This is a genomic window from Oceanobacillus sp. MO10714A (assembly GCF_037072045.1).
Lineage (GTDB): Bacteria > Bacillota > Bacilli > Bacillales > Amphibacillaceae > Oceanobacillus > Oceanobacillus indicireducens.
This window is the reverse complement of the sequence record NZ_JAXHDC010000050.1, coordinates 1-25,073: the sequence shown is the minus strand read 5'-3', so window position 1 is coordinate 25,073 and position 25,073 is coordinate 1. Positions and strand designations below refer to the sequence as shown.

The 25,073-nt window shown below is 38.2% G+C and carries 23 protein-coding genes and 1 other annotated feature; of the genes, 14 read left to right on the top strand and 9 right to left on the bottom strand.

Annotated elements, in window-relative coordinates; translation table 11 throughout:
• Positions 1–101 precede the first annotated feature (101 nt).
• From ccpA to motS, 3 genes are read left to right on the top strand one after another with little or no spacing between them, the layout of a single operon-like run.
• A complete protein-coding gene (gene ccpA / locus SPD53_RS16990; RefSeq protein WP_156856737.1) occupies positions 102–1,106 on the top strand; it encodes a catabolite control protein A in 1,005 nt (334 codons plus the stop codon).
• Positions 1,107–1,165: 59 nt separating this feature from the next.
• Positions 1,166–2,011, top strand: a complete 846-nt coding sequence (motP, locus tag SPD53_RS16985; protein WP_156856738.1) for a flagellar motor protein MotP — start codon at positions 1,166–1,168, stop codon at positions 2,009–2,011.
• On the top strand, positions 2,001–2,780 hold the full coding sequence (gene motS / locus SPD53_RS16980; RefSeq protein ID WP_156856739.1) for a flagellar motor protein MotS: 780 nt from the start codon (positions 2,001–2,003) through the stop codon (positions 2,778–2,780). The genes motP and motS overlap by 11 nt, the downstream gene beginning before the upstream one ends.
• Before the next feature lie 58 nt (positions 2,781–2,838).
• Here motS and SPD53_RS16975 read toward each other — a convergent pair whose 3' ends face one another.
• From SPD53_RS16975 to SPD53_RS16955, 5 genes are all read right to left on the bottom strand, one after another.
• Positions 2,839–4,311: a UDP-N-acetylmuramoyl-L-alanyl-D-glutamate--2,6-diaminopimelate ligase gene (locus tag SPD53_RS16975; RefSeq protein ID WP_336253267.1), complete on the bottom strand. Its 1,473-nt coding sequence runs from the start codon at positions 4,309–4,311 to the stop codon at positions 2,839–2,841.
• A gap of 204 nt (positions 4,312–4,515) precedes the next feature.
• The gene (locus tag SPD53_RS16970) at positions 4,516–5,688 is read right to left on the bottom strand and encodes an acetoin utilization protein AcuC (protein ID WP_336253266.1); all 1,173 of its coding nucleotides are present in this window, start codon (positions 5,686–5,688) and stop codon (positions 4,516–4,518) included.
• Positions 5,685–6,335: an acetoin utilization AcuB family protein gene (locus tag SPD53_RS16965; protein ID WP_336253265.1), complete on the bottom strand. Its 651-nt coding sequence runs from the start codon at positions 6,333–6,335 to the stop codon at positions 5,685–5,687. Before SPD53_RS16965 ends, SPD53_RS16970 begins: the two co-directional genes overlap by 4 nt.
• A gap of 3 nt (positions 6,336–6,338) precedes the next feature.
• The gene (locus tag SPD53_RS16960; protein WP_156856743.1) at positions 6,339–6,989 is read right to left on the bottom strand and encodes a GNAT family N-acetyltransferase; all 651 of its coding nucleotides are present in this window, start codon (positions 6,987–6,989) and stop codon (positions 6,339–6,341) included.
• Between the two features lie 154 nt (positions 6,990–7,143).
• Positions 7,144–10,131, bottom strand: a complete 2,988-nt coding sequence (locus SPD53_RS16955; RefSeq protein ID WP_336253264.1) for a transglycosylase domain-containing protein — start codon at positions 10,129–10,131, stop codon at positions 7,144–7,146.
• A gap of 119 nt (positions 10,132–10,250) precedes the next feature.
• Positions 10,251–10,460: a binding site (T-box leader), on the top strand.
• A 48-nt stretch (positions 10,461–10,508) separates the two neighbouring features.
• On the opposite strand from SPD53_RS16955, the gene tyrS reads away from it, so the two are divergent.
• Together tyrS and SPD53_RS16945 are read left to right on the top strand one after the other, a co-directional pair.
• Positions 10,509–11,783, top strand: coding sequence for a tyrosine--tRNA ligase (gene tyrS, locus SPD53_RS16950; RefSeq protein ID WP_336253263.1), 1,275 nt, complete (start codon positions 10,509–10,511; stop codon positions 11,781–11,783).
• Positions 11,784–12,176: 393 nt separating this feature from the next.
• The gene (locus tag SPD53_RS16945; protein WP_336253262.1) at positions 12,177–13,169 is read left to right on the top strand and encodes a Gfo/Idh/MocA family protein; all 993 of its coding nucleotides are present in this window, start codon (positions 12,177–12,179) and stop codon (positions 13,167–13,169) included.
• 110 nt (positions 13,170–13,279) lie between these two features.
• Here the strand turns inward: SPD53_RS16945 and SPD53_RS16940 are convergent, their stop codons facing one another.
• Positions 13,280–14,014 carry a glucosamine-6-phosphate deaminase gene (locus tag SPD53_RS16940; protein WP_336253261.1) on the bottom strand — a complete coding sequence of 245 codons (735 nt, stop codon included), beginning with the start codon at positions 14,012–14,014 and terminating at the stop codon, positions 13,280–13,282.
• 115 nt (positions 14,015–14,129) lie between these two features.
• A complete protein-coding gene (locus SPD53_RS16935) occupies positions 14,130–14,903 on the bottom strand; it encodes a DeoR/GlpR family DNA-binding transcription regulator (RefSeq protein WP_336253260.1) in 774 nt (257 codons plus the stop codon).
• A gap of 239 nt (positions 14,904–15,142) precedes the next feature.
• On the opposite strand from SPD53_RS16935, the gene SPD53_RS16930 reads away from it, so the two are divergent.
• From SPD53_RS16930 to SPD53_RS16895, 8 genes are all read left to right on the top strand, one after another.
• Positions 15,143–15,514, top strand: coding sequence for a DUF956 family protein (locus SPD53_RS16930; protein WP_188855555.1), 372 nt, complete (start codon positions 15,143–15,145; stop codon positions 15,512–15,514).
• Positions 15,515–15,881: 367 nt separating this feature from the next.
• Positions 15,882–16,862: a mannose/fructose/sorbose PTS transporter subunit IIA gene (locus tag SPD53_RS16925; protein WP_336253259.1), complete on the top strand. Its 981-nt coding sequence runs from the start codon at positions 15,882–15,884 to the stop codon at positions 16,860–16,862.
• 26 nt (positions 16,863–16,888) lie between these two features.
• On the top strand, positions 16,889–17,701 hold the full coding sequence (locus SPD53_RS16920) for a PTS mannose/fructose/sorbose transporter subunit IIC (protein ID WP_442946222.1): 813 nt from the start codon (positions 16,889–16,891) through the stop codon (positions 17,699–17,701).
• An 18-nt stretch (positions 17,702–17,719) separates the two neighbouring features.
• On the top strand, positions 17,720–18,631 hold the full coding sequence (locus SPD53_RS16915) for a PTS system mannose/fructose/sorbose family transporter subunit IID (RefSeq protein ID WP_156856752.1): 912 nt from the start codon (positions 17,720–17,722) through the stop codon (positions 18,629–18,631).
• A 160-nt stretch (positions 18,632–18,791) separates the two neighbouring features.
• Complete coding sequence (locus SPD53_RS16910) at positions 18,792–19,808, top strand: oxidoreductase (protein ID WP_336253258.1); 1,017 nt, start codon at positions 18,792–18,794, stop codon at positions 19,806–19,808.
• A 950-nt stretch (positions 19,809–20,758) separates the two neighbouring features.
• The gene (locus tag SPD53_RS16905) at positions 20,759–21,589 is read left to right on the top strand and encodes a FixH family protein (RefSeq protein ID WP_336253257.1); all 831 of its coding nucleotides are present in this window, start codon (positions 20,759–20,761) and stop codon (positions 21,587–21,589) included.
• 448 nt (positions 21,590–22,037) lie between these two features.
• The gene (locus SPD53_RS16900) at positions 22,038–22,421 is read left to right on the top strand and encodes an FAS1-like dehydratase domain-containing protein (RefSeq protein ID WP_336253256.1); all 384 of its coding nucleotides are present in this window, start codon (positions 22,038–22,040) and stop codon (positions 22,419–22,421) included.
• A gap of 104 nt (positions 22,422–22,525) precedes the next feature.
• Entirely contained in the window at positions 22,526–23,026 is a 501-nt protein-coding gene (locus SPD53_RS16895) for a YfiT family bacillithiol transferase (protein ID WP_336253269.1), read from the top strand.
• A gap of 397 nt (positions 23,027–23,423) precedes the next feature.
• On the opposite strand, the gene SPD53_RS16890 is transcribed toward SPD53_RS16895, so the two are convergent.
• A complete protein-coding gene (locus tag SPD53_RS16890; protein WP_336253255.1) occupies positions 23,424–23,582 on the bottom strand; it encodes a hypothetical protein in 159 nt (52 codons plus the stop codon).
• A 213-nt stretch (positions 23,583–23,795) separates the two neighbouring features.
• Between SPD53_RS16890 and SPD53_RS16885 the strand changes: the two genes are divergently transcribed.
• On the top strand, positions 23,796–24,575 hold the full coding sequence (locus SPD53_RS16885) for an acyl-[acyl-carrier-protein] thioesterase (protein ID WP_336253254.1): 780 nt from the start codon (positions 23,796–23,798) through the stop codon (positions 24,573–24,575).
• A 99-nt stretch (positions 24,576–24,674) separates the two neighbouring features.
• Here SPD53_RS16885 and SPD53_RS16880 read toward each other — a convergent pair whose 3' ends face one another.
• Positions 24,675–24,980 (bottom strand): PTS sugar transporter subunit IIB, encoded by a 306-nt coding sequence (locus SPD53_RS16880; protein WP_336253268.1) that lies wholly within the window; start codon positions 24,978–24,980, stop codon positions 24,675–24,677.
• Positions 24,981–25,073 lie beyond the last annotated feature (93 nt).

Sequence of the window (25,073 nt, the reverse complement as noted above, 5' to 3'; positions counted from 1 at the left end):
TATATACAAGTTTTCATGAAAATTTTCATGTTATTTTTGAAAAAATTTTCATGGTAGAGTATGATAGAAAAAAGAGAACGAATATACTGGAGGTATATGTGATGACTGTAACTATTTATGATGTCGCAAGAGAAGCGAACGTATCCATGGCGACTGTCTCTCGTGTTGTTAACGGGAACCCGAATGTTAAACCTACTACAAGGAAAAAAGTGCTTGCTACTATAGAACGCTTAGGCTATAGACCAAATGCGGTAGCCCGTGGGCTGGCAAGTAAGAAGACGACGACTGTAGGGGCAATAATTCCGGATATATCGAATATTTTCTTTTCAGAACTTGCAAGAGGAATTGAAGATATTGCTACGATGTACAAATATAATATTATTTTAAGTAACTCAGATTCCAAAAAAGAAAATGAGTTGCAGTTAATTAATACGATGCTTGAAAAACAAGTGGACGGAATTTTATTTATGGGCGGTAACATTACCGACGAACATATTCAGCAATTTAAAACATCTTCCGTGCCGGTTGTGCTTGCTGCGACTTATGATTCGTCCAATGAAATCCCATCTGTCAACATTGATTATGAGTTGGCAGCTTATGAAGCGACAAAAGAATTGGTCAATAACAATGAAAATAAACAGCCTGCTTTTGTAGGCAGCTTACGCGAGACCGTTGTTAATAACCTAAAGTACGAAGGTTACGTCCGTGCAGTGAAAGAGTCGAATATCGAATTCAATGAGGAGCTTGTATTTACAATCGATTCTTCTTATGATGAAGGACTCGCAGTAGCAGAGAAATTGATTGAACTGGACAGTAAGCCATCTTCTGTATTTGTAACATCCGATGAAGCGGCAATCGGTGTTATTCATGGATTCCAGGATCGTGGACACAATGTGCCGGAAGACATTCAAGTATTCGGTTTCGATAATACGAAGCTTGCTAAAATGGTCCGCCCGACGTTATCAACGGTCGTTCAGCCTATGTATGATATCGGAGCTGTTGCAATGCGATTATTGACGAAGTATATGAACAAAGAAGAAGTGACGGATAAAAATGTCGTTCTTCCACACCGTCTTGAAAAAAGAGATTCAACTTTATCTAATTAATGCCGATATAAATATAGAGGAACTACTCACGTATTTAATTGATGTTTGGAGAGATTTGGATGACAAAAAAAGACATACTTACTCCGATCGGCATTACAGTTGGGTTTATGATGATTATCTTCGCCATCAGCACGAGTGGAGGAGTGGGGGAAGTAGTAATTTTCCTTGACGTTCCCTCTATCTTTATCGTGCTTGGTGGTGTCATTGGATCTTTATTAATTAACTTTAAGTTGGAACAGATTAAATTGACTGGCACGGTACTTAAGGAGTCTTTCGTCAAGACAGAAGACCGCTTGCCGGAGATGATTGAACTGTTCATTCGTTTATCTGAACGTGCTAGAAGAGAAGGAATCTTGGCACTGGAGAATGAATTGGACGAAGTAGAGGATCCTTTTATCAAAAAGGGTATTATGCTTGCAGTCGATGGAATTGAACCAGAAGTGATCACCGACATAATGGATGCGGAAATCACGGCAATGGAGGAACGGCATTATAAAGGCCGTACAATCATTGAAAAGGCGGGTGAGTATGCTCCGGCTTGGGGGATGATTGGAACGCTAGTAGGGCTCGTATTGATGCTAAATCAGCTATCCGACCCGGCTACATTAGGTCCGGCAATGGCAATAGCTCTTATTACGACTTTATACGGTACCGTTCTTGCCAATTTGGTATTCATCCCGATGGCAAGTAAATTGGAAGCAAAGACGGAAGAAGAAGTTTTCTTGAAACAAATTATCATCGAAGGTATTATCGGTGTCCAGTCTGGACAAAATCCTCGAATATTGGAAGAGAAGCTAAGTGCATTCATTTCCCATACAGATAAACGGAAATATGAAGAAATGAAAGAAAAAGAAGAAGAAGCAGCGCGTTCCGGATTTGTGGAGGATCGGGTAAATGAAGCGTAAACGTAAACAAAGAAAACCGGAAAAAGGTGCAGCAAAATGGCTTGTCACTTATTCGGATATGGTAACGTTGATCCTTGTTTTTTTCATTTTGTTATTTTCGATGTCTCGAATCGATCAGATTAAATTTGAAGCTGTCGCAGAATCATTTCAGAATCGTGAAGTACTTGATTTTCTTCCTTCTATTGTACCGAACAGTTACCCGCAGGACGGGAATAATGTAGAAGAGAGCGGAAAAGATGAAGCAGATGATCCGATTGATGTTAATGTCAGTCGGGATGCCTACATAAGCAAGCAACAAGAAGAAGAATCTTTAAATCAGCTTGTGGAAAGTGTTGAAGCATATTTGGATGAGCATGAGTTAAATGATGAGATTACGGCTACAATTACTGAACGTGGTGTCCTGCTTGTGCTTCAAGATAGCATCTTTTTCGATATGGGAGAAGCGATTATTTTAGATGAAGGAAAGCCATTCCTTAAGGAAATCGGCAGCTTATTTTCACAAATGCCGAATGATATCAAGGTGGAGGGTCATACAGACTCAAGGCCAATCAACACCTATCGTTATCCTTCCAACTGGGAATTATCCGGCGCAAGAGCAAGTAGTGTAGTCAGATACTTGATTGACGAATTTGGCTTGGAAGAGTCGCGTTTTTCAATTGCGGGCTATGGTGACACAAGACAAGTTGTCCCGAATGATTCAGAAGAGAATATGAGTTTGAACCGACGTGTGGAAATTACAATATTAAATACGGATTATGAAGCTGACTAATACTTCTTTATAAGCAAAAAGCAGAAAGAAAAAATCTCTCTGCTTTTTTTATGTATCATCAAAATGTTTTAGTCTGCATTGCTTCTTGGACAATTTCTTTTTCCGAGAAGTGAATTTCTCTATCTCCAATAATTTGTGTTGTTTCATGACCTTTACCGGCAAGCAAGATGCAATCATCCGAATGACTCATTTCTATTGCACAGCGAATTGCTTCAGCTCGGTCTTCTATCGCGATGTAACTGCCTTTATTTCTTTCAAGAGCATCAGTTGTCTCTTTCATAATCGTTTTGATGTCATGCTTTTTTGGATTATCTAATGTGACAATGGAGAAATCGGCATATTCTGCAGCGACACGTCCCATGCCATAACGTTTATCTCTCCCGTTTTCACTCATGTCAGCATAAACTCCGAAGACAAGGATAAGTCTTCCACTTACAAATGGCCGAAGTACCGTGAGAGCTTTTTGCAACGCATCTTCTGTATGGGCAAAATCTACAACAACACGGAAATCCCCTTGCTTATAAACCGTCTCGAGTCTGCCTGAAATATTTTTTACCGTGTTAAGGCCGTTTTGAATTGCTTCCATATTTATTCCATTGCAATAAGCGGCTGCAATAGCGGCTAAGCTATTCGAAACATATATTTCACCTGGCAGATGAATCGTAATTTGCGCTGATTCATTTGGCGTATGGACTGTAAATGTTGTTTGATCGAAGGAATAATTGATATCTGTCGCATAAAAGTCAGCTTTTTCATGGATGCCATAGGAGAGTGTCTTCACTTCCGGATTGTTTAATTGTTGGACTAGTTTTTGTCCATAAAAATCATCGACATTGACGATATTAAATTTATTCGTCATTGTAAATAATTCGGCTTTCGCTTCAAAATAGTCATCCATTGTTTTATGTAATTCCAGATGATCCGGGCTTAAGTTTGTAAAAATCCCCGTACTAAATGACGTGTATGCAGAACGTTTCAACTGCAGGGAGTGGGAAGAAACTTCCATTAGGCAATAATCATGTTCCGAATCTTTCATATCGCTTAAGAAGCGCTGGAGATCGATAGCTTCCGGTGTCGTGTTATTCGTGGGAATAATTTTTTCATTCATCAGCGTGCCTAACGTTCCAATTATTCCGGTTTTCTTATCAGCTTGATCTAGGATCGCTTTTAGAAAATGGGTGATAGAAGTTTTCCCGTTTGTTCCGGTAATTCCGATCACATTTAAAGAATCAGCTGGTTTATTATAAAAGTTAACTGCTGCTTTAGCCATGCCATTTCTTGTATCTGCAACCTTTATTACGGTGATATCGTCAGAAATAGGGATCTCTCTTTCTACTAGAATTGCTCGCGCTCCATTACCTACCGCTTCTTGTGCTTTGTCATGACCATCCAAAGTAAATCCTTTTATACATACAAAAAGGCTATCAACCTTTTTTTCTCGGGAATCATATGTAAGAGCTGAAATTTCTTGGTTTATATCTCCCTGGATTACTTCATAATCCATGTTTTTCAAAATGTCTTTTAGTAACAATCAGTTCATCTCCTTAATTAGAAAGACATGGTAAATCACTTGTTATATAGTGAAACTCATTCAACTTCCAGTTTTAAAGCTTTACTTTTTTATTATATCCCTTCTAAAAAAGAAAGTCTATTGTAGGATGGATGAATTCATGGATTGAAAAAAGCTCCTAACTATCCAGTAATTGCAAAGGATGAGTAGGAGCAGATCTTAAGTTTAGCTTTGTGAGTTTTGCTTATGAAGGGTGGCGTATTTCAGCATAGCTTCAAGCAGTTTTAAATTTTTCTCTTCGATTTCCCGCTTCCTCGGAATTTCCGGGAAAGCCTCTTTTCTGTCATGCCACGTAATTGGCAGTGGAACGGGGGACTCTTTTTGCCATTTATTTAACCAGCTAGAAGGCAGATCACCTTCCATTACCTTGTTTTGTTTCATCACACTCCAAATCTGGGCCCATGCTCGCGGAACAACCCGCCAAATATCATAGCCTCCTCCACCAGTAGCAATCCATCTACCATCACAATATTCATGGGCAAGCTCATGGGCGAGTAGTGGAATTCTTTCATAAATTGCCATTGATGCACATAAATGGGTGAGTGGGTCAAATGTGTGGGCATCTGCACCGTTTTGTGTAAGGATAACATCAGGCTTAAAGTAATCGACAATTTCTTTGAAAGCCGTTTCATAAAGCTCCAGAAAAGATTCATCTTGAGTGTATGCGTCAATTGGCAAATTAAATGAATATCCATGTCCTTCTTTAATACCGCGTTCGCGAACGTCGCCGGTTCCTGGAAATAAATAGCGTCCTGTCTCATGAATCGATAAGGTACAAACATTAGGATCATCATAAAAAGCCCACTGGACGCCGTCACCATGATGTGCGTCTGTATCTACATACAACACTTTCAAATTGTATTTCTCTCGTATATATTTAATCGCAATCGCGCCATCATTGTATATGCAGAATCCAGATGCTTGCCGTTCAAATCCATGGTGCAGACCACCACCAAGATTTAAGGCATGGTTAGCTGTACCAGACAATACAGCATCCACTGCTGTGAGTGTTCCACCGACAAGGTAACTGGATGCTTCATGCATATTAGGAAACATTGGGGTATCCTCTGTACCAAGTCCGAAAACCGCTCCTTGTTCTGGTGTCAGTCTATCTTTACCAGCTTTTTTTACCGCATCGATGTATTCATGATTATGAAAAAGTGCCAGTTCTTCCTCTGTTGCTTTCCTCGGAGGGATAATATCATCGTCTTGTAATAAATCAACCGCTTCCAATAATTCCTTTGTAAGCAAAACCCGTTTTTGATTAAATGGATGCTCTGGATTAAAATGATAGGTTAAAAAGTCATCGGAGAATACAAATTTAACTTGTTCACTCATATTTTTGGCTCCATAATATTATTCGGCCAAAGCAGTTTAAAACCAGCTTCCCTAATTCCTCGAATAATTGGCATCGGATTCATGGTCTGGACACGGAAAACGAGCACTTTATACTCGGGATCATCTCCATATGGATAAATAAGAATGGATACGATATTCACATTATGATCTCCGATGATTTGAGCTACTTCGGGAAGGACGCCTGGCCGGTGCGGCACTTTGACTTCAATCTGAGAACTTTGTACATGGGTTCCAGTTAGCTGAATAAAGGTATGCAGCATATGCTTTTCGGTTACCATACCAACGAGTTGTTCATTCTTGACGACGGGGACACAGGCGAATTCTTTTTCATAAAAAATTCGGGCTATTTCTTCAACAAAATCTAATGGATGAACGGTGATGACCGGCTGTGTCATAATTGTTTGGATTTCATTTTGTAATTCTTTCCGATCAGCATCCTTAAGAAAACTTGATGGCATGGCGTCACGGACATCCCGGTCAGAGACGATTCCGATTACTCGGGTATCTTTTTCAACAATTGGTATGTGCCTAATTTTATTTTCTTTTAATAAACGGAGTGCTTCCTCAATTGTTGCAGTAGGCGGGAGCGTAATAACATCGGTGTTCATGATGCTTTCTACTAACATGATTCATCCCTCACTTTTTTTTCGTTGGTTGTATCTTGAAAGAAAACGTAAATTATCAAATTCTTCTACAGCAGCATCCGAGACATTTTTCCCGATGCGGACCATTAATGTGTTGACCGGATGGGAAATGATTTCCGGGTCATCGGTGGGAGCCGGGCTAAGCCCGCCTGCAGCCATCATTTTTTCCATGACTTTCCGGTAGTCCCAGATGCTTAATTGGGTACCTTCCAGATCCCAGTGCCAATAATATTCTGTCGAGATTATGATATAATTTTCCATATAATCATCCATCATCGATACTTTTAATAAGTTAGATGCTACTCGTTCTCCGCGATATTCTGGGATAATTTCAATGGCACCTAAAACGATTAATTCTTTCATATTAAAAGTGGACCAGCGTTCAAGAGGGTCGGGGTAGAGATAGGTTACATAACCGATAATCATTTCTTCGGTTCGGGCGACGATAATTCTTGCCTCTTCAAAGGTTGCGATTTCAAGAAGGGCTTCAAATTGTTTCTTTGCGGGCCGGAATGCAGTCAGTTTGTCGTGAAAGTTGTACTTTTGTAATTCGTCTACTGAGAGGGGACCCTCGATTGTAAGTGGTCCGCTTGATGTTTCGTAAGTTATTGAATGAAAGGTTTTTATATGCTCCACTGCTTCACCACCTATTAATAAATGCGCTTACATTTAGTATACAACACTTTCCGTATATTTTTTAGTACTTTATATGTAGGCTTATAGAAAAGAAAAAATCAGGAGCAGCTTAGCTCCTGATTTAAAATTCGACGTTGGTGTATTCCGTTGTGCGCTATTCGTCTTTATTTTCTTTGTCGTCTTTTTTCTTCTCTTTCTCTTTTTCTTTTTCTTTATCATCTTGCTGTTTGTCTTCTTTATCCTCATCTATGTCTTTCTTTTTATCATCTTTCTCGTCGGTTTCTTTAGATTCTTTTTCAGAGGTTTTTTCTTTGCCTTTATCCTCTTTCTTATTATCTTTATCCTGATCCTTCTCTTTCACTTTCTCCTTCTCGGCTTTACCGATGGTTACCGCTGAAGAAGATTTGGATTCGAGACCGAAGTAGTCGACGGCCCGGATATGATAGATTCCATCTCCGCTTCCTGATTTAAAGCTTGTAGATGTCGTGCTGCCGACTCTTGAAAAGCTGTCGCTTCCTTTTGCTGCCCGGTAGATACGATAGCCGACAATATCATTGCTCGGTGAAGCGTTCCATGAAATCTGGTTACCGGAAGCGTTGACCGATGTCGGCGGCTCTGGTGCTTTTCCGTCATTACTAATGCTGTTCGTTGTTGTATTTGTATTAGGAAATCCGATTTTTTCCCATTTACTTCGGTCTTCATTCTGTGGAATGAGTTGTGTAATATCCGGAAGTTTATCGTAGCCTTTTTCTTTTAAAAACTCCGGATTAAACATGAGGCCGCCGCCTTTTGTAAATTCTCCAGGAGTGTCAGGGCCTGGTGAAACAGCTTTCCCATTCACAATAATTTGATCACCGGTTATTAAACTATTATCCACTTCGGTCGGAACAAACTTCGCATTGAATAAGTCGGTCTTGACGAGTCCCGCTTTTTCACATAGTTCACTTGGAAGCTTTCCTGAAATTGCACAGTAGCTTCTTTGGACAATGCCCTCCGGTTGTTGGAAAGCACGGTCAGGAGCAACAAGCTCTGGGTTGATGTCACTTGCAGCATTGATAAATTTAGTCCAGTAAGCAAGGTTTCTCTTACTGTGGTTTAAATGTTCCAGGCCATCTGGTATTTTGTAGCCCATCCATGTTGCAAAGGTGATATTTGGATTACTTGCAACAAAATGGACGTTCTCCGTATTTTGAGAGGTTCCAGTTTTTCCGGCCCAATCTACATTACTGTATTTTAGCATGGAACGTAAGCCAGCTGCTGTTCCGTCTGAAATAACATCCCGCATCATATCAATTAATAAGTAACTCGTTTGCGGAGAGAATACTTCATTCGTTTTCACTTCATGTTCATAGATTGTATCGCCGTCTTTTGTCGTTATTTTTTCAATCATATACGCGTCGGCAAATTGTCCGCCATTCGCAATGGTGGAGAAAGCATTCGCGTTCTCTTCAATCGTGATACCGTGCTTCAATCCGCCAAGTGGGAGAGAGGCGTTGGCATATTCCTCATCCTCTATGGTACTGATTCCCATTGGTCGCAAATATTTATCGACTGGATTGATGTCGATCATTGGTAGATAGGTTCTTACTGCTGGTATGTTATATGACTTAGCCAAGTTCGTCCGAGCCGGTAACAAGCCGTGATGCCTTAAGTCAATATTCTTGATTTCTTTTGTTCCACCGCTATTCGGAACTGCCAAGTACGCATCGGCAATTGGTGTTCCCGGCTGGATATGTCCTTCTTCCATCGCTGGTCCGTATACAAGAATCGGTTTCATCGCACTACCATTTGAGCGCACTGCTTGTGTTGCATAATTATAATGATTCTCAATACTTGGGTTCCGGTTTCCAAAGAAGCTAATAATCCGCCCAGTAGAGTTTTCAATCATGATAGCTGCACCTTGTACAGCCTGTTCAATCATCTCACCGGATTCTTTTGGATATTCGGTGAACTTGTTATTGCCGTATTGATCAAAGTTTTTTCCGATTTCTTGGAACACATCATACAATTCTTTATCGATCGTTGAGTGGATTTCATACCCATTCGTTTGCAAAGCACGGTCCGCTCGCGATTTATATTCATCTTTAAGTTTCGGGTTTTCTTGTAAATCTTCTTTTGTAATCCCGTCTTCTTCTAAAAATACGTTGTACAAAATATCTTTCGCATCGGTTTGAATTTGTGCTGCCAAGACCGGGTACTCTTCAAATGGTGACTTTTGATCTTCTTTAAAATCTGCAACAAGATCGTAGTTGATTGCTTCATCGTATTCTTCTTGTGTAATGTACTCCATATCAAGCATTCTGTTTAAGACGGTCTTCATTCGGTTCAGCCCATACTGAATATCTTCCTCATCCTTTAAGCCACCGCCGCTGACGAACGGAGTGTAAGCTGATGGACTTTGCGGTAAACCAGCGAGATAGGCTGCTTGGGCTAGATTCACATCTTTCGCATCAAGGCCAAAGATTCCCTGAGCCGCTGTCTGGACACCAGCAATATTTCTTCCCGATGAGTCACGGCCATATGGAACGATATTTAAGTAGGCTTCGAGAATTTCATCTTTTTCAAAGAATCGTTCCAATCTTAGTGCTAACAGAATTTCTTTCGCCTTTCTTTCAAAGGACACTTCATTCGTTAAAATTTGGTTCTTAATTAATTGCTGTGTTAGCGTACTACCACCTGTTTGGGTGGAAGCATTTGTCAATTCCTGTAAAACAGCCCGTACAATAGCTTTTGGAACAACACCTTGATGTTCATTAAAATATTCATCTTCCGTGGCGATTACTGCACTAATAAGCTCGGGAGCGATATTATCCAGTGTCGTTTCATCCCTATAAAGATCTGCATTGATATCACCTAAATAGACGTTATTAGCAAAATACATGCTCGATGTTTCGGCATAATCGTAAATTTCCTGAGCCATTGTTTCATAATCAAGGATTTTTTCATCTTTTACGAGGGAAGCAAAGTAACCTGCACCAATTCCTCCAATGAAAAACATGCCGATAAAACTAATAATTAAAAAGAATAAAATGACATTCCACATCACACCATATGTAATTCGGCTTGTCTTTTGGATTTTTCCTGCTTTCCAGGATTCTTGTATTTTATTAAAAAATTGTTGGATGCTTTTTTTAAAATCCATTTGAAACCCTCCTAAAACTCGTTTATAATTATACCATATAACGATTTTTTCATGAACGCTTTTTCAGAAAAGGTTGCTAAGGAACTATTTTTGTGTTAATAATATAATTTAAATAAACTTATTATGCTAAGAAGGAACCAGTAGTCTAGTAAATCCCTATTAAAGAGAGTTGGCGGTCGGTGCAAGCCAATATATATTTACAGGCGAATTACAATCTGGAGCATTTCTTTTGGTGAGCAGCCTTAAGAACGGTGGAGACATCGTTAACAATCCCAAGTGGCACAGTTGTGCAACAAGGGTGGTACCGCGTGAATAAGCTCGTCCCTTTTTTATAAGGAGCGAGCTTTTTTGATTTTTATTAAAAAGGAGACAGTAGGATGAATATCTTAGAAGAGTTGGAATGGCGGGGACTAATCAATCAAGTCACGGACCGGGAAGGTTTGGAAGATTTATTAAATAAACAATCTGTTACATTGTATTGCGGGTTCGACCCGACAGCAGACAGTCTTCATATCGGCCACCTTGTACCAATTGTCATGCTGAAAAGATTCCAGAAAGCTGGACATAAGCCAATAGCACTAGTTGGTGGTGGTACCGGGATGATTGGTGACCCGAGCGGACGTTCAGCGGAGCGCAATTTGAACACTGCAGACGTTGTGATGGGTTATGCGAACAGTATCCAGGAGCAAATTGGTCGTCTTGTAAAATTCGGGGAAGGGGAGAACCCTGTGGTCTCCCGGAATAACCATGACTGGTTAAGCAATATGACATTTATTGATGTATTACGCGATGCGGGAAAGCATTTCAGTATTAACTACATGCTTGCGAAAGAATCTGTTTCTTCTCGGATTGAATCAGGTATTACGTACACGGAATTCAGTTACATGCTACTTCAGTCGATTGATTACATGAAATTGTATGAAGAAGAGAATGTTCAACTGCAAATTGGTGGTAGTGATCAGTGGGGGAACATTACAGCAGGAATGGAAATGATCCGCCGGACGAGAGAGAATCCGGAAGAAGAGGAAGTTAACGTATTTGGTTTAACCGTTCCTTTAATTACGAAAGCAGACGGTACGAAATTCGGGAAAACTGCTGGTAACGCAATCTGGCTTGATCCGGAAAAAACGACTCCATATGAATTTTACCAGTTCTGGATCAACACAGACGATCGCGACGTTGTGAAATTCTTACGGTACTTCACATTCCTCTCGAAAGAAGAAATTGAAGAGCTAGAGAAAGAAGTAGAAACACAGCCAGAGAAGCGAGTTGCCCAAAGAAGACTTGCTGAAGAAATGACAAAAATGGTCCACAGTGAGGAAGCACTTGAGCAGGCAATCCGCATTTCAGAAGCATTATTCAGCGGGAATATTAAAGAATTATCGATTTCGGAAATCGAGCAAGGATTCAAAGATGTGCCGACTCACACTTTAAATAAGGAAGATATCAGCTTAGTAGACTTGTTAGTTCAAACGAAAATATCCCCATCGAAACGTCAGGCAAGAGAAGATATTTCGAATGGTGCGATCTACATTAATGGTGAAAGACAGCAGGACGTCGCTTACACAATAACTGCAGACGACCGTATCGAGGATGTATTTACCATCATCCGCCGCGGGAAAAAGAAATATACACTAATTGATTTTAGTTAACTTCGATAAAGAGCTTAACAGGAACAAACCTGTTGAGCTCTTTTCTGAATTGGGACAGAGGGTCAGAGCATTTGTCCCACTGAAAACCTCTATATTGGTGATTATCAAAAAATGAGGAAAATGACAAACATCCTATATCCCCTACCATGGCAATAGTTCATGTGAAGATGCACGGACAAGCATACTTACTGCCTCATGAGCCGCCAACAATCTATTAAAAAAGGTAATGAGAGGGTCTCGCGCCGCATTCCATGACCTGAGCCCTTTCATAGATTGTTCATTTCTTCGGTAGCTGCGTTCATGATATAATATCTTTAAGTAAAAATGAGTAGAAGTTGAAACCAAATCGGCAAAAGAATGGGAAATAGAAAAGTTAATGTCAGGAGAGATAAAATGAGAATAGCAGCCATTGGAACAGGCCCGATTGTAGATACCTTCTTATCAGCATTAGATAATGTGGAAGGTGCGGATTGCATAGCGATGTATACACGCCCGAACTCTACTTCGAAGGCGGAATCGTTAGCCGCTAAATATAACGTAAAAAAAATATATACAGATTTAGAAGAAATGTATAGCAAGCCAGATATCGATTTTGTTTATATAGCCTCTCCTAATAGCTTACATTTTGAACAGGCTTTCAAGGCATTACAACACGGCAAAAATGTAATTTGTGAAAAACCGTTTACTTCAACGGTACGTGAGGCGGGGAAGCTTATAGAATTAGCTAAAGAGAATAATTTAATGTTATTTGAAGCTATTTCCAACATTCATTTACCGAACTTTAGGATAGTTGAGGAAAACCTCAAGCTGCTGGGAGACATTAAGGTCATTCAATGTAATTATAGTCAGTTATCCAGTCGATATTTAAAACTATTAGAAGGGGAAATTCCGAATATCTTTAATCCGGAATTCTCTGGAGGAGCTTTATCCGATCTTAATATTTATAATTTACATTTTGTTATCAAGTTATTTGGTCAACCTGAAAAAGTCCAATATACGGCTAATAAACATTCAAATGGAATTGATACATCTGGTATCGTCACAATGGAATATTCGGATTTTGTAGCCCAATGTGTTGGTAGTAAGGATACCAATAGCATGAATTTTATCCTGATTCAAGGAGAGAATGGATTTATACATGTCGTTGGTGATCCGAATTCTTGTACAGAGGTTTTACTTCATTTAGGTGATAAGAAAGTAAAATTGAACAACCAGGCTATATCAAACAGGTTGTACTATGAGCTCGAAACCTTTAATCAAATATATAAAGAAGCAAACTATGTAGAGTGCTATAGTTTATTGGATCATTCACTTTCAGTCATGGAAACATATGAGAAGGCTAGAGAAGATGGGGGAATTGTGTTTGCAGCAGACAAACAAGAATAATAAATATCAAATGATTTGTTAGCTAATTGCAAACTTGAATCCGGCATCATAAAATCCAAAAAGTTTCACCCTCCTAGATAAGGAGGGTGATTTAATTTACTCTTTGTAGATTAATAGTTTTTTGTTAATAATGATGCAGCAGCGTCATCCATGATGAATGTCACATTAGGATGCTTTTGTAAAATAGAAGCTGGGACATTCTCGGTAATAGGTCCTTCGAGTGTATCCTTAACAGCCTGTGCCTTTCTCTTACCTGATGAAGCAACTAAAATATGTTTTGCTTCCATGATATCGGCAAGCCCCATTGTCAACATTTGCGTAGGAGCTTCTTCACGAGTTAAACCTTGATATTTCATTGTACTTTGAATTGTTGATTCATCACTGTCAGCTAAGAAAAGTCGTGAATTAAAATCTGTACCAGGTTCGTTGGCTGCTAAATGAGCATTTGTACCTAAACCGACAATTTGTAGATCTCTTGGATACTTCGTCAAGATCTCGTTATAACGATCGATTTCATTTTGTATATCGCTGACACTTCCATCCATAAGGCCGATAAATTTAGGCTTAGATTTTATTAGATCATAAAACTTTTTGTGCATATACGTATATACCGTAAACTTTTTATCTCTTTCTGAAATATACTCATCCAAATTGGTGAAGATGGAATGATTGATCTTGAGGTCACCGTTATTAATTGCTTCCACAAGCAATTCAAATGTTCCATCATAACTTGCACCTGTTGTCGTATTAATGCTCGGCTCATCATTGTTTTCCAACGTCTCTTTGATGACCTCAAATGACTTTTGTGATAACTCATCGTAATTTTTAACTTTAATAATATTCATAAAGCATTCTCCTCTTATCTTTAATATACCGTAATATGCATACATGCAAATTTGTAAATCGAATTTTAGATTTATATATCATTCACTTACAGTTCTAACAGCTAACTACCGCCGGCTAAGTCTTAGGTTGATTAACTGCTACAATTTTAGTCATTTCTTTTATATCCTGATAAGTCTTTTCGTCTATACTGTTATCTGTAACAATATAACCAAAATCATGTACTTCTCCAATTTTATAAGCATAGTCCTTTCCAAATTTACTACTATCAGCTACAAGAATTTTACATTTCGATCGTTTCATAACAGCTCTTTTCGTAAAGGCATCGTTATCATTTAGCAGAGTAACTCCCGAGGTAACACTAATCCCTTCGGCGCCTATTAAACAATAATCAAAATTAAAATTTTGAATGAAATCACTAACTTGAATACCTAAAAATCCTTGAGAAAGATCACGGTATTTACCTGGAACGGAATACAAATTTATTTCTTCATAATTTGAGAGTGAATTCATAACTAATAACGAGTTTGTATAGAATGTACAATTCTTTTTTTGGAATATTTCTTTTGCTGCTGCGAGCGTAGTTGTTCCGGTTTCTATGAAAACCAAACTACCAGATGGAATAATTTTATTGCAATAGTTGCCGATAGCTTTTTTTTCATTAATATTTGCTAATTCTTTGATAGACATTGGCTTTTCTAAAATACTATTTTCCTTATATGTTGCCCCTCCATAAATTAGATTAATTTCACCTTCCTTTTCTAATTCATTTAAATCGCGACTTATCGTCATCGTTGAAACACCAAATTGTTTGGCTAGCTCTTTAGATCTCACTTCGCCATTTACTTTTATCATTTCTAATATTAATTTTCGTCTTTTAACCTGATTCAATCTCAACCCCCCTAAAATTAAAGGTAGCAATATCTAATGGTCTGGATAAAACAAACGTAACATTTATTCACAAAAAGTACAACAAGATTTAACATAAGGGACTGAAAACTGTTTACTTATGTTGTTTTGTTAGGTATAATATTGTTGTGAGAACCCTTACAATTAATAGAGGGGAGGAAAACGAATAGAGGGAAAAATACTATCATTATTAGATTCAATAAAGAAATGGAGTAGGTCGAATGGTCCGATCAATCAATTCAAAAGTCGATTTAGTAGTCGATGCAACCTCGCATCTGGGTCTTTCGGAGTATGGTAAAATCATGATTGGAGATAAAGGCTTTGAATTTTACAATAGTAGGGACCCTAGTAAGTTTATTCAAATTCCCTGGGAGGAAGTTGATTACGTAATTGCTTCAGTCATGTTTAAAGGGAAATGGATTCCACGTTTTGCTGTTCAAACGAAGAAAAATGGAACGTTTTCATTTTCTTCTAAAAAACCACGAGATGTTTTCATAGCAGTTCGTAAATACGTTGACCCGAATCGCATGGTTCAATCATTAAGTTTCTTCGACGTTATTAAACGCGGATTGAAGGGTGTTTTCAAAAGGTAATCCTGTTACGTTCATGACAGCTTTCTGTTAGGGATTCCTTACAGAAATTCATCAATCAGCGAGTAAAAGGATTTTATACGTAAAATGTAATGTGACTTTCTTGCAGAAGTGGTAATCAGTGCAGTTTTAATATCCTTTATCCATAAATTTTACTAAAGAAATTATTTTAATACGGAAAACCGAAAACGGTGCCAAGTATTAAAACCTACTTTTTGTGAAGATGTAAAGAAGATTCATCATTCTGTTCGTAATCTATTGTTACGTAATAAAACTTACTAGAAATTCCGCATTAATAATAGTGATTACAGATTCTTTTAAAGTTATTTATATTATTAATCTGTAACAAATTATAAAAGGAGGTAAAAAGATGGTAGGAATTATTCTTGCAAGTCATGGTGATTTTGCCAATGGTATCTTGCAATCTGGAGAAATGATCTTTGGGGAGCAAGAAAATGTGAAAGCTGTTGTACTTACACCAAGTGAAGGTCCTAATGATATTAGGGCAAAGATGAAAGAAGCAATCGCCTCTTTTGACAATCAAGATGAAGTATTATTCCTAGTTGATCTATGGGGAGGAACCCCTTTCAATCAAGCAAATGGCCTGTTAGAAGAACGCGAACGTAAAGACACGTGGGCAATTGTTGCTGGTTTGAACTTGCCGATGTTAATTGAAGCATTCGCGTCACGAATGTCAATGAACACATCGCATGAAATTGCTACACATATTTTGAATACAGCGAAGGAAGGCATCAATGTATTACCTGAAAATTTACAACCAAAAGTACCAGCAACAAAACCAGCTACTGCTAAAGCTTCAAATGTAGGAACGCCTGGTAAATTTGAATATGTTTTGGCACGTATCGATACACGGTTACTTCACGGGCAAGTCGCAACTTCTTGGACAAGAGCGACAAATCCAACTCGCATTATTGTTGTATCTGATGTTGTTGCGAAGGATGAACTTCGTAAAAAAATGATCCAAGAAGCTGCTCCACCGGGAGTAAAAGCGCATGTTGTTCCCATCCATAAAATGATTGAGCTTGCACAAGATGATCAACACTTCGGAGGACAGCGTGCGCTACTTCTTTTTGAAACTCCACAAGACTTGCTTAAAGCAGTTGAAGGTGGCGTTCCATTGGATACAATCAACGTAGGTTCAATGGCACATTCAACAGGTAAAGTTCAACCGAATAGGACGTTGGCATTTGACCAAGATGATATTGATACTTTCGCTAAATTGAAAAAACTTGGTTTGAAGTTTGATGTCCGTAAAGTCCCAAGTGATACAAAACAGAACATGGACGAAATTCTCAAACGGGCGCAAGAGGAGTTAAACAAAAGACCCTAATTGTAAAGGGTAAAGGAGGATTAATCATGGTTTTGGATTTGAATGTAATTCAAATAATATTAATTTTGATCATAGCATTTATAGCTGGAATGGAAGGGATTTTAGACCAATTCCATTTTCATCAACCGATTATTGCTTGTACGCTCATCGGCTTAGTTACAGGACAATTAGTACCAGCCCTTATTCTCGGCGGTACACTGCAATTGATTGCTTTAGGTTGGGCAAATATCGGAGCTGCCGTCGCACCGGATGCTGCGCTTGCATCCGTAGCTTCCGCAATTATATTAGTTTTAAGTGGACAAGGTGAAGCCGGTGTATCTTCTGCAATCGCTATCGCCGTTCCACTTGCAGTTGCAGGTTTATTATTGACAATTATCGTTCGAACAATTACGACAGGGATCGTACACATTATGGATAGTGCTGCTGAAGAAGGTAATATCCGGAAAATTGAAATTTGGCAAATGATTGCTGTTTCACTACAAGGATTACGTATTGCTATTCCCGCTGGATTAATATTAGCTATCGGGGCGGGTCCGGTTAGAGGATTACTTGAAGCTATGCCATCTTGGCTAACAGATGGTTTAGCAATTGGTGGTGGAATGGTCGTAGCGGTTGGTTATGCAATGGTTATTAACATGATGGCTACCAGAGAAGTATGGCCATTTTTCGCGATCGGTTTTGTTTTAGCAACAGTTTCGGAAATCACACTTATCGGTCTTGGTGTTATCGGCTTGTCTCTTGCACTTATCTATATTGCACTTTCTAAAAAGGGTGATTCTGGCGGCGGAAACGGCGGCAACTTTGGTGATCCACTAGGCGATATTATTGATAATTATTAAAAAGGAGGCAGACATAAAATGGAACAAGAAATAAGATTAACTAAAAGAGATCGTATTGCTATTTGGTGGCGTTCAACTTTTCTTCAAGGATCTTGGAACTATGAACGTATGCAAAATGGTGGCTGGGTATATTCGATGATTCCCGCAATCAAGAGATTATATACAACTAAGGAGGATCGTTCAGCTGCTTTACAGCGACACTTAGAGTTTTTTAATACTCACCCATATGTAGCTTCACCTATTCTTGGTGTAACATTAGCACTTGAAGAAGAACGTGCAAATGGTGCTCCTGTTGATGACGTTGCAATTCAAGGGGTTAAAGTAGGTATGATGGGGCCATTAGCGGGTGTAGGGGATCCACTTTTCTGGTTCACTGTTAAGCCAATCCTTGGTGCATTGGCGGCTTCACTAGCTATGACCGGTAACCCCCTTGGTCCAATTATTTACTTTGTTTTCTGGAACCTCATTCGTATGGGAACCATGTGGTATACACAAGAACTCGGTTACAAAGCCGGTTCTAAAATCACTGAAGACTTATCTGGTGGCCTGCTTCAGGATATTACGAAGGGGGCATCCATCCTCGGTATGTTCATTCTCGGTGCATTAGTAAACCGATGGGTATCGATAACATTTACACCGATTGTATCTTCAGTTAAACTGAGCGAGGGTGCTTATATTGATTGGGCAAATTTACCTGCAGGTGCAGAAGGGATTAAAACTGCGCTGGAACAGATGGCTGCTGGTCTTTCGTTGAGTGAAACCGAAATAACCACTTTACAAGACAACTTGGATATGTTAATTCCTGGTTTAGCTCCATTGCTGTTAACGCTTTTCTGTATGTGGCTGCTTAACAAGAAAGTTAACCCAATTGTAATCATTCTAGGATTGTTCGTTGCTGGTGTAGTCTTCCACGTATTAGGCATCATGTAAAAAAATCCCCATCATCCGTACGGCTAAGGTAGGATTGATGTGGCGTCCCATCTATAAGGGTGGATGGCTTTTTAACATGACGGTTCAGGTTTTTGATCGTGTGGGTTGTGAGGATTATACTAGTATGAACTAAGGATATTAAATAGATAAGGAGTTTATTATGTTAACAATAGGATTTATTGGAAATGGGAAAAGTACAAATAGATATCATCTGCCATTTGTACAACAAAGAGAGAATATAAAGGTAAAAACAATCTATCAAAGAAATCCTAAACGTGAAAGCTGGGATAGGATTCCTGGAGTAAATTATATTTCTGATTTAGATGAACTATTAAATGATAAGGAAATTCAGCTCATTGTGATTTGTACAGGAATGGACAGTCATTATGAATACGCAAAATTAGTATTAGAACATAATAAACACTGTTTGGTTGAAAAACCTTTTATGGAAACCTCTGAACAGGCAAAAGAAATATTTGCAATGGCAAGAGAAAAAGAATTAATTGTTCAGCCATATCAAAATAGACGTTTTGATAGTGACTTTTTAACCGTTCAAAAGGTTATTGAAGAAGGCAAACTAGGTGACTTACTAGAAGTGGAAATGCATTTTGACTATTATCGTCCTGAAATACCGGAGTCTGCCCATTCATTTGATCGTGTTGAGTCATTTTTATATGCGCATGGCACGCATACAATAGATCAGGTTATCAGTTATTTCGGTAAACCGGATGATATACACTATGATGTAAGGCAATTATTAGGGCAAGGAAGAATGAATGATTACTTTGATTTGGATTTATATTATGGTAATTTAAAGGTATCTGTTAAATCGAGTTATTTTAGAATCAAAGAGAGACCCAGCTTTGCCATTTATGGTAAAAAAGGGAGCTTTGTGAAAAAAACTAAAGATCGCCAGGAAGAACATTTAAAGTTATTTTATATGCCTGATAATAAAGATTTCGGTGTGGATACAATAGAACATTACGGTGTACTAACATATATTGATGAAGAAGGTATCATCCACGAAGAAAAAGTGACATCTGTAAATGGCGATTATGGAAGAGTTTATGATGATTTGTATGAAGCCATCATAAATGGAAAAGAAAAAACGATTACAGACGAACAGACATTGTTGCAAATGGAAATACTAGAAACTGGAATTGAAAATTTGCGGTAAAATAGTGCCTGATTCTATTATAAATTCTAGATAAGGAATTTGGGATTAGCCTAGAATACGATAAAGGTTATATCAGTATCATTTAAGAAAAAGTATTGAAAATGACCATAATGGATAAAAAGTGAAACAATCATACGCTCATTAATATGATTGTTTCACTTTTTAAAGATTTATAACCCTCTCGTGTTCTTCTTTATTCATATTATGCTGGATTTCAAAGACTTCTTCTTTTGTCAGATCCGTTATTTCCATAATATGTTGAACGTATGCCTCGTTTGCTAAAAGGCACTGCGTTATTACTTCTTGAGCTTTTTTTCCTCCCTTTTTTCTTCGGTTGAGCCCAGAGTTCAGCTTCGCGTTTAGCTGAATCTTCGTCCATATATGTTTTGGGCGGGATTCATAGCCAAAAATTGTTCAGGGATCATGCTAAGTTCTTCCAAGTTATGAAAGATTTTTTAGTGTTTTCTCGTTCATTGCTATCACCTCCAGTTCACGCGATAAATGTCCTCATAATATTTGTCAAAATGAATATATCCATATTTTCATGCGAGAGATAGAATGTATGGAACCGTTCTGTTTGTTTAATCATATTAAAGTTCATTTAAAAAATCCTTAATCGGCTTGCGTCCTGTCTCGCTTGTTTTTCTCATTACCAAAAAGCTACTTGAAGACACAAAAAAAGAGTGCCAAAAATACTCGAGTGAAAAGGGTACTATGAAAAGCTTGACACAAACTGTTCATGAATTGCCATTGAAAGGGGTTCGTTTCATTGATAAGGTTATGTTAGGTGTTGTTAGAACTTGTTTAATTCTGTTTTCTCTTACCAGAACAGAGAGAAGAGCAAGCTATTTGCCGTGATTTCCCACTACAACAATCAGTACCAGCCAAGCCTGGTATTAATGTACTTTAAAGCATAAGAAACAAGAAAAATTGATATGGAGGATATTTATATGAAAAAAATCATTACGCCATTTATTATCGTATTAATTCTTTTACTTTCAGCGTGTGGAAATGGGAAAAAGGAGGAAGTAACAGAAGGAACGGATGAGTTAGTTGCGCTTGAAGTAGAGTTCAATGTTCCGGAAACTGCTGAACCAGGAGAAACCGTAGAACTTGAAGCAATTGTCAGCTATGGAGACGAGCTTGTTGAGGATGCTGATGAAGTGAACTTTGAGTATTGGTTAAAAGGTAATGAAGATGACAGTTCCGAAATAGACGGTATACATACAGAAGACGGAAGATATACGGCAGAAGTGACTTTCCCGGAAGATGGTACATACGAAATATATGCCCACACGACTGCTCGTGGTTCGCATACGATGCCACTTAAATCCATTATCGTTGGTGATGGCGGTGAAGCAGCAGGGGAATCTGGACATCACGCACATCATGATGAACATCATGCGCGTCATGAACATCATGCACATCATGAAGATCACGAGCATCATGGACATCGCGGACATCATGAGCATCACGCACATACAGACGGCTTCCATCTGCACTTCATGGAACCAGATTCCGTTCAAACGAATGAAGTAATTGATCTGACTGTCCATTTACAGCTGGAAGATAAAGCAATGGAAGATGCAACCGTTCGTTATGAAATTGCCCCAGAAGGAGACGATGAGAATACAGCTTGGGTTGATGCTGAAGAAACAGTAGCTGGAGAGTACATTGCAGCTCACGAATTTACCGAACCAGGAACGTATAAGCTTGTCATTCATGTTGAAGATGACACGGATCTTCATGAGCATGATGAATATATGATTGAAGTTGAATAGTACTTATAATATTAGTGCGGGCTATTAAAAAAGCTCCGCACTATTTTTATGTTAAGCAATAGGAAAGAATTGGCTTATTCTGAGCGAGTAGGTTTTAGGTTGTTTTATTGCAACAAATCATCTACTGAATTAGGGACATAAGAGTATTGTCATGTTACGGCAAATGCAAATAGTATGATCCGGCTCATGAAGCAATTAAGCAGATGGTGAAAGCGGAAATGAAAGAGTTTGGTTTTCAATAAAACATGCACCCCTCCTTCCATGGGCGGCACCGGCACTCTACAGTGGTTTAACGGGAGAAAACATCATCAGTTGGAGCAGTTTAATCATCATCTGCATTACAAGTTTGTTAGGCTTTCTTAGTACATTATATTGGTGGCTTTTTGCAGACCAGCATTAAGAAAGGTATGATATTGCTAAGATACGAATACTACGGGAGGAGATTTACTTGGATTTACAAATAGGAGATATCATCCGTTTTGAACGGACATTCACAAAAGAAGATGTCGCAATGTTTACAACAATATCTAAAGATGAAGGAGAGCATCATACGGAGCCTGATGAACTTGGAAGGTTAGTTGTTCAAGGGTTGCTGACTGCTACATTACCGACGAAGGTTGGGGGAGACTATAATGTATTAGCTCGTACGATGAAATTTGAATTCTTTAGACCCGTTTTCACCGGAGATACAATCAGCTGTGAAGTAACAATCGAGGAATTGGAAAAGAAAAAGAATAATCGATTTTCTGTTATGGCAACGTTTACATGTATGAATCAACATGAAAAGGAAGTGCTAAGCGGATATTTTGCTGGAGTAATTTTGACGGATTGAAACTTATTTGACGCCTACGTGGGTTGTTGGTACGCTAAGACTAGAAGATAGATAGATTATGATTACTTATAGAATAGGGGAGAAGCGTTTTGAATAAGGATGTCATGTTCCCAATTGGTGAATTAGAAGTTCCGGAAAAGGTAACATTAGAAAATGTTCAAGAATGGTTAAAGCAAATTGAGTCATATACGGGTCGATTAAGAGAAACCGTTGATTCATTGAATGGTGAGGAACTAAGCAAAACGTATCGTGATGGTAGTTGGAACGTCAGGCAGCTCGTTCATCATATTGCAGACTCTCAGTTGAACATGTTCCAACGGTTAAAACTTGCTTTGACAGATGATAATCCAACCGTACCAAACTTCATTCAAGATGAATGGGCAGTTCAACCGGATACAGAACTCCCTGTAGAACCTTCTATTAAAATGTTAGAAGGGATCAATGAGCGGATTGTAGCTTTAGGAAATAGCTTAACGGGAGATCAATTAGAACGAACCTTTACGCATGAAAAAAACGGAAAAATAACCGTTGCAACAAAGGTAGCCAAATTAGCTTGGCATGAGGAGCATCACTTGGCTCATATTAAGCTTGCATTAGCTAAATAATCAACTAGATGATTCTGATTTTAGAAATGCATTATTTTACTTTTTATATCTTTTGTTAACTTAATTGCAACTATCTTACTCCTTTTAAGACCAAATAAGCTGAACATTAAATAATTAACATGTTGAAATATATAATATGTAATCATTTTCCATGCTGTATGATGTCGCATTATTCCTGTCTGGCATAATTCATCCAGTAACCATTTATAAAATAGCTAATCGGTAAAACAGAGAGAACTTGCTATTTCAATCAAATAGCGGGTTCTTTTGTGCTAAAACGAGAACAGAAGTTTTGAATCGAGGTATTTAATTTGCCAATCGAGATAGAGGAACAAAGAAATGGGTCTCAATTATGATGCCTGAACAAGTTCGATTGTCAGAGGATATGTATAAGGACTTAGAATCTGAAGCCTAGCAAATTCCCTATATAAAATATGAAAATAGCCCAGCCGATAAGCGCAAATAAGCCGTTTCGAATACTAACTGTACTATCTATATCAAGCGAAACACCGATTGTTCCAATAGATATCGCTAAGACAAAACCGAAGAAAGTCATTTGTGATATTTCTTTTCTACCCATCTTTCGTGTTAAAATGATAAGGGGAAAGAGGAAATGCCAAGACGGAAGCATAATGTGGAAAAGGATATGAAAATCTACTCCTTACGTCTACATAATTGAACTTATTATGGCATTTCATTGAAATAGTTATCCACCAGTAAAATAGTAGCAATTAATGATATTCATATTGTCCATTTGTACCAAGAGAAAATGGGACAAGATAAAATAGGAGTGTGTTTGGAAATGACATCGGCTAGTATATATAAAAAGGAGTATCATGTTGACTGGGGTGACGTTGATTTTAAAAAAGAATTAAAACTAAGTACCTTATTCAGTTTTTTCCAGGATGCTTCTAGCATGGCATCTGAAGAACTAGGTTTTGGAATTGAATATCTACAACAAGATTTTGGTGTTGCTTGGGTTTTGATGAAAATTAGGGTGGATATTGTTCGAAATCCCAAAATCGGTGAGACAATTTCAATAGAAACATGGCCACTAGAGCCAAGTAAAATTGCGTGTGACCGTGATTTTATTGTTCGAGATGAAGCAGGCAATATATTAATTCGGGCTATTTCTTCATGGGTAATTATGGATATACATGAAAGAAGAATCAAAAGAACGAGTACAATTCCTATTGTCTATCCATTCGTGGCAAAAGAACGAGCGATTGATGGCGAGTTAGGAAAATTAAGAGTAGAAAACCCGTTGGAAGTAGCTTATCAGAAAATGATAGGGTATAGCGACATCGACTTTAATGGGCACTTAAACAACTCGAAATACGTTGATTATATTATGGATTGCTTTCGTGTGGAAGAGCATCAAAAGTATAAAGTAACATCAATTGAAGTACATTTCACGAATGAAGCTCTACCAGGTGAGGTGATGGCACTACAAAAGGTAATGATTGGAGAAGAAGTATATATAGAAGGTAAAAATGACGAATCTGAGCAGGTAATTTTTAAATCAAGATTAATCATTGAGGAATTATGATAGGACAGTGATAAGTTTTTTTCTTGCCACTGTCCTTTGCTTTCAATTTTAAGAACCCCTCAGAGAGAGGATGAAGCTATGAATAATTCAAGGTAAGATTTATTTTGCTACATGTAATGCTTGTTCAAGCACTTTTTCACCTTGGATCATGCCATATGCAATAGAGTCAATGATATCTACTTTAATTCCTTTTGGTTCTACAAGTTTACGAATTTTGCTTTCTAAATAGCGGACTTGTGGACCGATTAAAACAACATCAAGATCATCCAAATGGTTTTTTAATAGGGATTCACCAACAGCATCGATTTCCACAGTTATTTGCTTTTCCTCTGCTGCCTTACGCATTTTGCTCACGAGTAAAGATGTTGACATACCTGCTGAACAAACTAATAGTATTTTCATTATGATTTCGCCTCCAATTTTTCCATTTTCTCATACATATCAATCATTTCTTTGGCAAGATCTTTCACTGCCATGGAAGTCATTAAATGATCTTGG